This is a genomic window from Pyrococcus horikoshii OT3 (assembly GCF_000011105.1).
Lineage (GTDB): Archaea > Methanobacteriota_B > Thermococci > Thermococcales > Thermococcaceae > Pyrococcus > Pyrococcus horikoshii.
Map to the genome: position 1 here is coordinate 1,005,625 of NC_000961.1, position 11,924 is coordinate 1,017,548.

11 protein-coding genes are annotated in these 11,924 nt (G+C 41.2%); 5 read left to right on the forward strand and 6 right to left on the reverse strand.

What is annotated here, in order from left to right:
- Nucleotides 1–25 precede the first annotated feature (25 nt).
- The 3 genes from PH_RS05180 to PH_RS05190 are packed head-to-tail and all read left to right on the forward strand — an operon-like array spanning nucleotide 26 to nucleotide 1,821.
- Complete coding sequence (locus tag PH_RS05180) at nucleotides 26–925, forward strand: glycoside hydrolase family 130 protein (RefSeq protein WP_010885192.1); 900 nt, start codon at nucleotides 26–28, stop codon at nucleotides 923–925.
- Nucleotides 922–1,377 carry a hypothetical protein gene (locus PH_RS05185; RefSeq protein ID WP_010885193.1) on the forward strand — a complete coding sequence of 152 codons (456 nt, stop codon included), beginning with the start codon at nucleotides 922–924 and terminating at the stop codon, nucleotides 1,375–1,377. Before PH_RS05180 ends, PH_RS05185 begins: the two co-directional genes overlap by 4 nt.
- A 9-nt stretch (nucleotides 1,378–1,386) precedes the next feature.
- Nucleotides 1,387–1,821, forward strand: a complete 435-nt coding sequence (locus PH_RS05190) for a CoA-binding protein (protein ID WP_010885194.1) — start codon at nucleotides 1,387–1,389, stop codon at nucleotides 1,819–1,821.
- A 42-nt stretch (nucleotides 1,822–1,863) separates the two neighbouring features.
- Here PH_RS05190 and PH_RS05195 read toward each other — a convergent pair whose 3' ends face one another.
- The 3 genes from PH_RS05195 to PH_RS05205 form a co-directional block, all read right to left on the reverse strand.
- Nucleotides 1,864–5,919: a DEAD/DEAH box helicase gene (locus PH_RS05195; protein WP_048053307.1), complete on the reverse strand. Its 4,056-nt coding sequence runs from the start codon at nucleotides 5,917–5,919 to the stop codon at nucleotides 1,864–1,866.
- A gap of 127 nt (nucleotides 5,920–6,046) precedes the next feature.
- Nucleotides 6,047–6,394: a DUF192 domain-containing protein gene (locus tag PH_RS05200; RefSeq protein ID WP_010885196.1), complete on the reverse strand. Its 348-nt coding sequence runs from the start codon at nucleotides 6,392–6,394 to the stop codon at nucleotides 6,047–6,049.
- A 2-nt stretch (nucleotides 6,395–6,396) separates the two neighbouring features.
- Complete coding sequence (locus tag PH_RS05205; RefSeq protein WP_010885197.1) at nucleotides 6,397–7,410, reverse strand: radical SAM protein; 1,014 nt, start codon at nucleotides 7,408–7,410, stop codon at nucleotides 6,397–6,399.
- 99 nt (nucleotides 7,411–7,509) lie between these two features.
- Between PH_RS05205 and PH_RS05210 the strand changes: the two genes are divergently transcribed.
- Nucleotides 7,510–8,622: a nucleotide pyrophosphatase/phosphodiesterase family protein gene (locus PH_RS05210; RefSeq protein WP_010885198.1), complete on the forward strand. Its 1,113-nt coding sequence runs from the start codon at nucleotides 7,510–7,512 to the stop codon at nucleotides 8,620–8,622.
- Here the strand turns inward: PH_RS05210 and PH_RS05215 are convergent.
- Genes PH_RS05215 through PH_RS05225 form a run of 3 tightly spaced genes read right to left on the reverse strand, consistent with a single transcriptional unit; the run spans nucleotide 8,619 to nucleotide 11,419 of the window.
- Nucleotides 8,619–8,918: an FUN14 domain-containing protein gene (locus tag PH_RS05215; RefSeq protein WP_048053308.1), complete on the reverse strand. Its 300-nt coding sequence runs from the start codon at nucleotides 8,916–8,918 to the stop codon at nucleotides 8,619–8,621. The two genes, PH_RS05210 and PH_RS05215, sit on opposite strands and share 4 nt — an antisense overlap.
- A gap of 47 nt (nucleotides 8,919–8,965) precedes the next feature.
- A complete protein-coding gene (tgtA, locus tag PH_RS05220) occupies nucleotides 8,966–10,714 on the reverse strand; it encodes a tRNA guanosine(15) transglycosylase TgtA (protein WP_010885200.1) in 1,749 nt (582 codons plus the stop codon).
- A gap of 42 nt (nucleotides 10,715–10,756) precedes the next feature.
- Nucleotides 10,757–11,419, reverse strand: coding sequence for an adenylate kinase (locus PH_RS05225; RefSeq protein WP_010885201.1), 663 nt, complete (start codon nucleotides 11,417–11,419; stop codon nucleotides 10,757–10,759).
- Nucleotides 11,420–11,477: 58 nt separating this feature from the next.
- On the opposite strand from PH_RS05225, the gene PH_RS05230 reads away from it, so the two are divergent.
- A complete protein-coding gene (locus PH_RS05230; protein WP_048053309.1) occupies nucleotides 11,478–11,924 on the forward strand; it encodes a DUF2258 domain-containing protein in 447 nt (148 codons plus the stop codon).

An 11,924-nucleotide genomic window follows, 5' to 3' on the forward strand; every position in this document is an offset into this window, starting at 1 on the left:
AAAAATATTCTCTGGTTGATCCTCTATGTTGAAAAAGCTTCCCAAACCTATATTGGAACCCTCTAAGGAAGGTTTCGATTCAAAGAACGTCTATAATCCTAGCGTAATTTACGTGAGGGAAAAATTCATCATGCTGTATAGGGCCGAGGGAGAGGATAACGTAACTGGAAGGATTGGACTGGCCCTAAGTGAAGATGGAATCAACTTTGTCAAGCATCCGGAGCCCGTTATGGAGCCGGAGTATCAATGGGAGAAAAAAGGGATAGAGGATCCAAGGGTAGTGAAATTGGGGAAAAGATACGTGATGACATATACTGGGTACGATGGTAGGATTGCGAGGCTCTGCATTGCAGTTTCAAAAAATCTCTTATCCTGGGAGAAAGGGGAGCCTCTATTTCCAAACTTTCCTGGCAATAGGCTAAGGCCAAGGGGTTGGACTAAAAGCGGGGCAATTTTACCTCAGAAAATAAACGGGGAGTATATCATGTACTTTGGAGATTCTAACATTTGGATAGCCTATTCATCCGACGGTATTCATTGGGAATACTATAACTCTCCAGTAATGAAGCCCAGGAAGGGAAAATTTGATAGCTTATTAGTGGAGCCCGGACCGCCTCCGATTTTAACTGAGGATTCAATAGTTTTATTTTATAATTCCGCTAATGAAAACCTAGTGTATAGGGTAGGTGTGGCCCTCTTCGATAGAGATGAACCCTGGAAAGTCAAGATTAGGAGTAGAAGACCAATACTGGAGCCAGAATATCCATGGGAGCTGGAGGGGCACGTAGATAATGTCGTCTTCCTTGAAGGCTTTGTCGATCTCGGTAATAGGTTATTATTCTATTATGGCGGGGCCGATAAGTACGTTGGATTGGCAACTTGGGAAGGAGACCTCACTTCCCTTCTAAAATTCGTAGTGGGATGAAGATGCTCTTCCGGGGAAGGTATTTAGTAAAGCTCCTCGAAATTGAGGAACCTTGTTCAGAGCTTGTCAAGGGAAGTTATGTTGTTATCGGAGACAGCGAGTACGAAGTCGACCTAAAAATAGAGCCCTTCCTAGAATTTAGGCGAGAAGCTTGCTTAGTGAAATGTGAAGGAAAGGTAATACTTTCCGAGGACTGTAAGTATATCGGAGAGGTTTACTGGGTCAGAAATGCTAAGGGTCTGTGGAGATTAATCCAGGGAAAGAGGAGCGAGGAAGGGTTCCATCTAATCCTTGCTTTCATAGTCATGATTATCTTATATTCATTGCTGGGCTTCGTTAGGGCTAAATCATTCTGGACGGTTACGGGAGTGCTCTTGGTGATCTTCATTATTTTAATGGATATAGGTAAGGCCCTTCAATACTTTTTAATAGGGTACGTTAAAGCTTCCTAGGGTGAGATTATGGAAGAGACGAGGCCTATTGATGGGTTAACAGACGAAGACATCAGGGAAATCCTTACAAGGTACAAGAAGATAGCTCTCGTTGGGGCTTCACCAAAGCCTGAAAGGGATGCAAACATTGTTATGAAGTACTTGCTCGAGCATGGGTACGATGTCTATCCCGTTAATCCCAAGTATGAGGAAGTTCTCGGGAGAAAGTGTTATCCAAGCGTTCTTGACATACCCGATAAGATTGAGGTTGTTGATCTCTTTGTAAAGCCCAAGTTAACAATGGAATACGTGGAACAAGCGATAAAAAAGGGAGCAAAGGTAGTTTGGTTTCAGTACAACACATATAACCGAGAAGCATCTAAGAAGGCCGATGAAGCTGGGTTAATAATTGTAGCTAATAGGTGCATGATGAGAGAGCATGAAAGATTGCTTGGAGAGAAATAACTTTAAAGTACTTACAGAAGACTCTAATATGCCCCTCCCCTCTCACACCCCCGTGATCGGTGATCGGGGGGCGGTCGGGGAGGGGACACCCTTTATTATTGCCATTATCTTCTTATGAAGCTCTTTTATTAACTCCCTCCTATCCTCCATCAGTACAACATCACTAGCCCCTATTACTTCCAAGTTAAAGGCGAAGGGACTTGGATACGGATGCTCTCTAACGGTAACTTTGATCTTTCCCTCCTTTATCCATTTAAGGAAAAGCTCAGCATTCTCTATATCCATTTTATCCTCCATAATCTCCCTATAAACTTCCTTTAGCAATGGAAAGTTGGGATGATTCTTCTTAAGGAAGTTCAAAAGTGTCTGTGCATTCATCTGTTGTCTGCTGAGGCTTTTTTCTCTTCCCATGTACCTCCTTAAAATTAAAAGTCCTCTATTAGCTACATGCCTAAACCTTCTCTTAAGTAGCTCGGTGTTGTCGAGGGCCCTCTTAAGGATCTCTCTTAAATTCTCAACGTAAAATAGCTCAAGTATCTCCCCTTCCTTTAGCTCTTTGTCAACTGGAACCTTTAGCATGAAACCATTATCCGTTATTGCAATCCCCACGTTGCATTTCTTCTTTTTACTTATCATGTATGCAAAAGCCCTACTCAGGGCATCGTTGGCCCTTCTCCCTATTAGGGTATGGAAGAAGTACTTAGTAACGTTTCCTTCCCTAACTATTTCAACGAGAACCGTTTCATCATCTGGTATTATAGAATACTTTGCCTGCTCCCTAAAATATGAGATTATAGCTTTAGCAGTTACATTATCTATTCCGTACTTTTTCATAAGCAAGGATTCAGCCCTTTTACTGGTTAAAAGCTTCTTGACTTCTCCCCTGAATCTCTGGATGTCAATGGCTAAATCGAAACTTAAGGGTAACATCTCGGAAAACCATGAGGGTATTGTGGGCTTAGCTCCTTCCCTGGGAATTACATAGATCTTGTTTCCCCTGCTCTTAACGAATTCATAAGTCCTACCAGCTAAAACGAAGATATCTCCGGGCATTAACCTTTCAGCAAATTCTTCCTCAACGGTTCCGATGTACTTTTTATCAAGGGTAAAGACGTCTATCTTGGCCTCGTCTGGTATAGTTCCAGTATTCATATAATATATCGCCCTTGTCATCTTTCCTCTTCTTCCAAACTTTCCATTCTCAAGCCATATCTTAGCGTAAACCCTTTTCTCCTCTAAACCTGAATACTCGCCGGCCAGATACTTAAGAACGTTCATGAAATCACTAAAGGGAAGTTCATGATAGGGATAGGCCCTTCTCACGACCCTATAAGCTTCCTCGATCTCCCATACTTTTTCAAGGGCCATTCCCAGGATATGCTGAACTAAAACGTCGAGAGGGTTCTTAGGTATTTTTATCCTATCCAGCTTCCTATTCCTGGCGTTGTGAGCTAAAACTGTTACCTCAACTAGATCATCTCTATCTAAGGCTAGAATTATTCCCCTACTAACTTCATGAAGTCTGTGCCCAGCCCTTCCTATTCTTTGAAGGGCCCTGTTTACACTCTTTGGGGAACCGACGAGGACTACCAAGTCTATTGTACCGATGTCTATACCCAACTCCAAGCTTGTTGAGCTATTTTTCGAGACAAACCCATTAACAACATAATTTCCAGTTTCAGAGTTTATAATACCGTAGGCTACGTCAAGATAAACCGGTTCAATGGAGGTTATCCTGTCAAAGAATATATCCCCCTCGGATAACTCCTTCAAATAGGAGAGCTCCTTAAGAACGTCGTTAAGTCCTCTTTCCCTCGCCACCTTTTCATAAAGCTTGATAATGGCTTTCAACTCACTCCTTCTAATTTCTCTCCGGTTATAGGTTCCTGGATACCCGAGTTTCTCTTCTATCTCTTTTAAGCGCTTTTCAAGATTTGGGATAACATCTTCCCACTCTTTATAATAATTTGACCTCCAGGAATTGACTATCTTGAGGAATTTTTCTCCTTCGATGATTGAGACTTCAAAAGTTTGCTCATTTATAGATGAGAGTATACCGAGCTGAAGGAGGATATCTCTTATACCCTCTGCAAATTTTCTATTGAACGCAAAAAATCCGAGTGAATGAATTCTTCCGTTCTCTATCTTGATAAAACCATTTCCATCGAAATAGCCGGCCAAAAATTCTTCTTTATGCTTCTCTGGTAGTATGTAGATGATTGGAGGTACTTCAAGCTTTGGCCTAGCGAGGTTTTTAAAGACAAATGAGAGAAGGCTAGATGGAATTTCAAGTATATAGGTACCCTTATCTTGTGCTTTTATCCTTCCTTTAACTCTAAACTCTCTTTTACATAGGTCTTCGTATCTCTCGAGAATTTTCTTATCCTGGCTGTAGAATATTAGGGTATTTCTATTAAGTGAACCACTTGCCATCCAGAAGCCAAGCAATCTTGCAATGCCGGGTGTAAGCTCAGGTGGAAGTGAGTACTTACCCCTCCTAGAGGTTATCCTTTCAATGTCATCTCGGGATATCTCAATGCTAACATCATTTAGAATAACCCGTAGCCTTCCCCAACGAAATGGAGAAAGACCGTTTAGTTGTTTTACGAGATAAGAGGAATTAAATCCCCTCTCTTTTGCATAATTCTTTATCGATCCAAATTTTTCTTTTATCGAGACCTTTAGTTTTTTTAAAAATTCCTTATTAAGCCAAAGATAAGTGCTCTCTGGCAAAAAGTCTAGAATTAAAACTTTTGAATTGGGACTTGGAAGTTTCCTTATGATTCCCACGTAATCTCCTTCTTTAAGCCTCCACGCCTCCACCCATCTTAGCTCTCCATTTTTATCAATAGTGAGGAATCTGTGCTCTCTAGTACATTTAACTTCAAATCCTAGCTGTGTTCTTATTTTAACCCCATATTCCTGGTACTTAACTTGATGTAATTCCTGGAATTTAACGAATCTACTCTTAAAACCATTGATTCCAACTATCATCCCTGAGTTTAAATGTCGAATCTCAACCGGGCCTTTTTCTGTTAGAACTTTTGAATCCCCAGAAACACATACAACGGCTCTTAATTCACCTCTTTTTAGTTTTTCCTCAACATCCAAGCGAACTTCCCTCGATAAGGATGAATGATGAGTTTCTATTAATCCTTTAAACTCTGGAAACCTTTTCTTCAAATTGAAAGCCACCCTCTCTGCTCCACTTCTCGTGTTAGTGAATATCAAGGTAGTCTTATGCTTCCTTATAAGTTCTGCTAAGCGATTATAAAGAGCATTACTTAAGGTTTCAGCATCAGTGTATATTAAATCCTCAACGACGCTTTCAACCTTTATCTCCGTCTGCTTGGCGAAGGAGACATCAACTATAAGCCCTGACCTTGGTGTTCCATCGTCATTAAAACCGAACACAAACTTGGCCACTTCTTCAAGTGGATGAATTGTGGCACTAAGTCCAATTCTTACAAAGTCCCTACCGACTAGCTCCCTTAACCTCTCGAGAGTTAACGCTAAGTGCGATCCTCTCTTATTTTCAGCTAGGGCATGAACCTCGTCAACTATTACCCACCTTACATCCCTTAATCTTTCCCTAAATTTGGGTGCATTTAGAGCTATAGCCAGGCTTTCAGGGGTTGTTATTAATATATGGGGTGGTTTTTTCACCATCTTACTTTTCTCATAGCTTGAAGTGTCGCTGGTTCTTACAGCTATCCTAATTTCAGGGATCTCCTCCCCAAGTTCCTGGGCTAGTTCTTTAATCTCTCTGAGAGGCTCTTCAAGGTTCCTTCTTATGTCATTATTAAGGGCCCTTAAAGGAGAAATATAAACGCAGTATATTTTATCTTCAAGCTTACCCTTTCTTCCGAGTGATATAAGCTCGCTTATTATGGCCAAAAATGCTGAAAGGGTTTTGCCGGAACCTGTGGGGGAAGATATAAGGACGTTCTCCCCCTTATGAATTTCAACTATTGCATACCTCTGTGGGGGTGTGAACGAGTTGAACTTTCTTTTGAACCATTCCCTAACCAAGGGGTCTAGAATGGAGTATATCTCATCATCTGTGTATTTCCTTTTAGCCCATCTTACGTTACCCATCACCCCTCAACTCTCTTTTTGATTTTTAAACTATTTTGTTCAATATTCGAATAATTTGGGTTTGAATTTAGATACATAATTATTTAATCACATTTTTATTTAAGAACCTAATTAATCAAAAAGCTAATTAAGTGAACCATTTTATCTTATCTCCAAATTCGGGTTTAATTGACTCTTTAAGCCCCCTAGGCCCTTCAATTATGTACCTTGCACGAGCTTTAGGGATGTAAATCCTCCATGGTTTAAGTGTTGTAACATCGACAACCCTAAAATTGGAATCCAGGAATATCACATCTATGCTTTCCAGCATGAAAAAGCCATGGATTGAGGCATTAATCCTTGTTTCGAGGGGAAGGATAAAGACTAAGGCATACCTAGGCTTTTTAAACATCAAACCTAGGGCCCTTTTAATGAAGCTATCAGCGATCCTTACCTCCCCTTCCCAGCTCAAATTCTTGCTTTCATTGACTATCATTTTCAACCCACAAGGGCATTTTTAAATCCGAGCTTTTTGGTAATTTTTTCGGCTTCCCTCATTTCATCTAGCGTTAAAGTCCTCGCTATCTCATCATATTCAATAGCTTTGTACTCGGGTCGGTACTGAAACATTACATTAACTCTAATTTCCCTTCCAAGGTTTTCTGCTATCCATCTTAATATGGGCTTCGTGCAACAATCTAAATGATTTGGCATTACCAAATGCCTTATTAAGAATTCAGCTCTAAAATGCTCCTTAGCTAGAAGGAAATTCCTTGTTACTACTTCCCAATACCTTGGAACCTTAGAGTACTTCATTGCGCACCTGTCATTCCCATATTTGAAGTCTCCCAGGTATATGTCGACCACTCCATCAAGCAACTTCATAGCTTCTTCGCTCATATACATATTAGAGTTCCAAACAATTGGGATGGGAACCCTGACATATCTAAGGGTTTCAAGTATGAAAGGAAGGTTCGGTGTAGGTTCCCCTCCCACGAAGTTAACATTCCTAGCTCCCAACTGAAAGGCCTTCTCTATTTTAATTGCCATATACTCTGGAAGATATTCAACTCCAATTCTAAACTGGCTTATATCCCAATTTTGGCAGAAAACACAACGAAAGTTGCAACCAGAGAAGAAAACCGTATAGGATGGAACCAGCTCCGGTTCCTCACCATAGTGAAGAAAATCACTAGCAACTAGGCTCTCCTTAACCCTGCAGTACCCTGGGCTCTTCTTTCTGTTTACCCTACATTTTATCTCACAGAGTGTGCATCTCTCAAGGATCTTATCTGCTATCTTAGCCTTTAAATCAAGGAGATTCCTTTCAGGATTTTCAGTTAGATCGTTTTCCTTGAGCTTGTCGAGACCTTCATCATGAATCACCCATAGTCCATCTAAATCCTCATCTCCCCTAAATCTTACCTTAACATTCCGGGCTAGCATGAAATTTGGCTCTTCCTCTCTCTTAAGTATTGCGAAATACTTAGGTAGGGCCTCCTCAGCTCCCATCGATTAAATTTATGAAATATCGGTTAAAATCATTAGCGACTAATGATGAACTACTCCCGGCTGAGGGGTGATGAACCACCTACCGGCTGAGGTGAAAGCATGAAGAAGCTTGCCTTGATTAGTTTAGACGGTAATGGAATTTACAATCTTAAGTATATGCCCTTCCTAAGTGAGCTTGCCGAGAAAGGGGATATATTTACCGTGGACTCTATATTTCCAACTTTAACGGATCTAGTCCACACAACCGTAATGACGGGCGTCGAGCCTCGCCATCATTGGGTCGTTGAGAACGGCTATTACGATAGATTAAGCGGTGTTAGGGTTAAATTTTATGAATATGATGTTGCATTCAATCCTCACAAGGTCATAAAAGCTCCGCTAATTCAAGACATACTTCGTCAGAGGGGAGTTAGGATAGCAAGCGTTTCCGGCTACACAATGCCTCCTTTTAGTAATGTTGACGTTAGAATATTCCCACCATTTTTCTCCAGTGATGAGCTTTACAGGAGGCACGGAAGGGATTGGAAGAAGGATGTCTGGGTTTTAAATTCGGCACTATACCTATATGAAGAGTGTAAGCCGGATCTATTGCTAGTGCATTTCGCATCCATAGATGGGATGCAACATGATCATGGACCTGAAAGCAGAGAGGCCCTAAAAGCTGTAGAAACAGTTGATTCAGCAATAAGAGCTCTTTGGGAGAGGCTTAAAGATGAGTATGCCTTTATAATATTTGCGGATCATGGACAGGAAGAAGTCCACACTTGGGTGAACCTTAGAGAGTACTTAAGGAATAAGGGAATAGAGACACTTAGAGTCTCCTCCGGAGGGGGTGTACACGTATACTTGAAAGACCCCAGGGAAAGGGAAGATGCTTATGAAGTTCTCAGGAGAGCCCCGGGAGTTAAAGCGGTTTTCTTAAGGGAAGATCTTCCCTATCTAAATGCCCCCGTTAGTGGGGATTTGATAGTTTCAGCCAAAGAGGGTTTTTGGTTCTGCCATCATAGAGAGTGCAAAGGGATTAAAGGGAAAAGCTACTGGGTTAGAGGGATGCACGGTTCTCTGAATGAAAGGGTTGTTAAAGTTCCTTTGGTATTGTGGAATCTGGAGGCTAAGAAGGAAGAGGCAACACTATATGATATTGCTCCAACTATATTGAAATTCTTTGGGGTTGAAAAAAGGGTTGAAATGATTGGGAAGTCCCTAATCTAACCCTTCCTAAATCCTAGGTAAAAACCAGCTATAAAGGCAGCGCTTCCAGGTAAAATTCCAATTACCTTATCTGCGAGTCCTATAGTTTGTTGCGTAGCGCTTTTAGCTAGATTAAACAATGCTTCTGTGTTTATTTTTATGACTCCCTTTTGCTGAAGCCAGAACAAGCTCAGAATGTAGACACCTATAAGGGCCGCCACTATCTTAAGGAACTTTTTGAGAGCATACCCAGTTATAAATCCAATTACCGCACCGATCCCAACGTCTCCGCTTATACCACCAATATTAAAGTCCATGTCATCACCTAGACTATGGATAGAAAAAAAGAATAAAACGATTTCGCTCACTCAACACCTTTCCTTACCTTGACAGCTCTTCCATACTGAAAGACTATCATCTCCCTTCCCGAAAGTAATGCCTGTCCAGTTGCTAGCAGCTCATCGTTTTCATTTACAACCAAGACCTCATCGTAAGGTCTAATTCCCGGATCTGCAAAAATGACGAATTTCGCAAATACATCCTTACCTTTCCTTGCAAAGGGCTCAGCTTCCTTATTTACCACGACTCTCATCCTGGGATAAGGTAGAACCCTGTGAAGCCTTTTTGCACCTTCTATTCCTAAGGTTAGCAATCCATCATCTGCTCTAACTGTCGCTAACCTCTTACCGTTAACTTTAACTTGTCTGGGCATCCCCGTCTTTGAAAGTTCGACTTTAGCATCATCAAAAGCTCTCGAGGCACCCTCTCCGAACTGATATTCAGCTATCGCCATTACATATTTTATAGCATCTTCCTTTGTAGGTTTTTCAATTTTGAAATCATCTTCAGCTTCACTTTGGGCAAATGGATATGTTAGGCTAAGATACCTTGACACCCTCCCAAATATCGGATGCTCAACTAGTTCCCCAAACCTTTCATTGATGCTTTTGGCCCTCTCTTTAGCCCTCCTCACTACGGGCCACCTTAAGCTTTCGTTGCTAATCTTGAATAAAGCAGATTTTTTAGTTATCGGCTCGAATTCTTCGAGAAATGTATAATGCTCCAGAAGCCTCTTATATGCAGAGTATAGCTTTGGATGGGATCTAGCTCTTTCATCAACCAATCTCCACAGTTCTCCTTCTTTTATGGCCTGCTTTACTCGCTTAATCTCTTCCTTGATTACCCAGAGATTGTGAAGGGCCAGTAACCTTGTCCTCTCCTCCTTAGGCATTTCCCTTAACTCTTGGGGGGTGTATTTAGAGCAGACTGGACAGGAACATGGAAAGTAATCTAGTTCATCAAGTCTCTTTGTTCCCTCTGGAGTCATGTATCTGTCATCTTTGGCATACAGTGCATAGCTAGCTGAATCAAAAAGATCAACACCCATTGCAACTGCAAGTGCGAAAACTATAGGGTGCCCCGCTCCAAATAAGTGCACGGGCCTGTCTGGTCTTAGTGCCATTTTTGAGGAGATGACTATGTCAACAACATCCCTAAATCTGTAAGATTCCAAAAGTGGAACAACGCCTCCTATTGGATGTATCTCGAAGTTCATGCTGCTTAATCTTCTCGCAGCGTATCTTCTTAGATCTGTATACGTCGATCCCTGGATGGTGGCATTCATGGGAATCTCCTTTATTTCTTCCGCTTCCCTGGCCCTTGACAGCGTAATCTCTAACTCTTTAACTGCCTGTTCCCTTGGAGCATCTGGAGGAGTTGGTATATCTAAAAATGTCCCTATATCGACTCCTATTCTATGTTGGAATTCTATTATCTCTCGATTGCTTACCTCAATGCTCCCATATTTCATGAGCTGAAATGACCCAGAATCCACCTCTATTATTCCGTTATAATCTAGCATTCTATGTATTCCCAACTCAAGAGCTTTTCTCCTGAGCTCTTCATCCTTGTAAATTATATAAGAATTTGTGATTATTATCTCAAACCCCATCTTTTCTAGTTCCTTTGGCTCCACTACCATTTGCTTGGGGTTGACCACGGGCATTATCGCTGGGGTTTCAATTTTTTTCCCATTTACTTCAAGTTTTCCTATCCTTCCGGCCCCATCCCTTGCTTTTATTTCAAATTTGAGCATTTTATCACCCCGGCTCATTCGGGCTGGACTTCATCATCATTCAGCTTTTCCGGAGTCAAATCATCGCCTACTCCTAGTATTATAAATGTAATCCAGTAGAGGCCTTATCCTTTCCCAAACTTCATTAATCGATCCATGACCATCTATCTTAACGTAAATTCCCTGCTTCTGGTAGAATTTTATTATCGGTTCCATATTCCTCATATATATGTCGTACCTCTTCTCCACTATCTCAGGCCTATCGTCAGGCCTTTGAATTAGATCTCCTCCACAGATATCACACTTTCCTGGGATCTTTGGAGGGTTAAATTCAATGTGATATACTGCTCCACACTTGGAGCATATCCTTCTTCCAGAAATTCTCCTCACGCTTTCTTCCTTAGTTATGAAGATATCTATGGCTACATCAATTTTAATACCATGGTCATAGAGGTAATTCTCAAGGGCTATTACCTGTTCTGGCGTTCTTGGATAACCATCCATAATGAAATTCTCCCTAACCCTTCTTAGCTTCGAAATTATCAACGTGTTAACTATCGTGTCAGGTATTAAGTCACCTCTTGATAAATACTTCTCCATTTCTAATCCAAGTGGCGTTCTTGAGCTTATTTCTGCTCTTATAATATCCCCGGAGGAAATATACGTCAAACCATATCTTTCAGTAATCCTCCTTGCTTGGGTTGACTTCCCACTGCCTGGAGGGCCAAAGATTAGGATATTCATTGCAGAACACCATCAAGGATTTATATTTCAACGCATAAAAATAATAAGGGTGATTCCCGTGCCCAAGCTAATGAGTGGATTCGTAAGGGCCTCAGGTTATGCAAACAAAGTTAGGCGCGTTCTCTTCGCAGTAACTCGAGGTAAAGTTCCTCCCGAAGAAGTTGTTAGAGCATCAGCGGAAATAAATAAGACTATTTTTGAGAAACTTCAGGAGATGGGAGTGAAAAAGGAGGATGTCGTTAGGATAGCCTTTGATTTTGATATTGAAGATGGAAAAATTTTATGGAAACCGGAAACTTTAAAGATAGAAGTTTATAAGAAAGAAGAAGAGGAGAAGCTAGCATTAGCTATGGAAGAAGTTGAACAAATGGAAAAAACTTTGGAAGAAGTTATCGGCGAGCTTGAGGGACTCGCAAATAAACTGAAAGAAGTAACCGATGCGATAGTTTCCCTGGTTGAGAGGATAAAGCAGGAACATACTGGTCTAAAACTTAAGGGGGAGTGA